This window comes from Rhodococcus sp. B10, assembly GCF_011770055.1.
GTDB lineage: Bacteria > Actinomycetota > Actinomycetes > Mycobacteriales > Mycobacteriaceae > Rhodococcoides > Rhodococcoides kyotonensis_B.
Genome location: NZ_JAAFYV010000081.1, coordinates 1 through 783, shown reverse-complemented (window position 1 = coordinate 783; position 783 = coordinate 1). Strand labels below are relative to the sequence as shown.

Below are 783 nucleotides of genomic sequence, written 5' to 3'. Positions count from 1 at the left end.
TCGCGACGAGGTCGTCGGCGATGTCGCCGACGGCGACGAGTGCGGAGATGGCCATGCAGCGTTCGCCTGCGGAGCCGAAGCCGGCGTTGACCATGGCGTCGGCGGCGAGGTCGAGGTCGGCGTCGGGTAGGACGATGGCGTGGTTCTTCGCGCCACCCAAAGCTTGGACGCGTTTACCGTTCGCGGTGCCGACGCTGTAGACGTATTGGGCGATGGGGGTGGAGCCGACGAAGGAGATCGCTTTGATCTTCTTGTTCTCGAGGAGTTCGTCGACGGCGAGCTTGTCGCCTTGCAGGACGTTGAACACGCCTGCGGGCAGGCCTGCTTCGGCCCAGAGGTTCGCGATCCAGATGGAGGCGGTGGGGTCTTTTTCCGACGGCTTGAGTACGACGGTGTTGCCGGCGGCGATGGCGACGGGGAAGAACCACATCGGGACCATGGCGGGAAAGTTGAAGGGGGAGATGATGCCGACGGGGCCGAGGGGTTGGCGGATGGAGTAGACGTCGACTTTGGTGGAGGCGTTCTCGGTGAAGCCGCCCTTCAACAAATGCGGGATGCCGCAGGCGAATTCGACGACTTCCTGGCCGCGGGAGATTTCACCCAATGCGTCGGAGAGTACTTTGCCGTGTTCGGCGGTGATGATTTCCGCTAACTCACCCTTGCGTTCGTTCAGGAGTTCGCGGAATTTGAACAGGACCTGCACGCGCTTGGCGAGGGAGGTGTCGCGCCAGGCGGGGAACGCGGCTGCGGCGGCGTCGATGACGGTGCGGGCATCGTCCAGAT

1 protein-coding gene is annotated in these 783 nt (G+C 63.9%); it reads right to left on the bottom strand.

Going from position 1 to position 783, the window contains the following annotated elements; translation table 11 throughout:
- The coding region (locus RhoFasB10_RS25725; RefSeq protein ID WP_167679323.1) for an aldehyde dehydrogenase family protein at nucleotides 1-783 on the bottom strand (783 nt) is incomplete at both ends.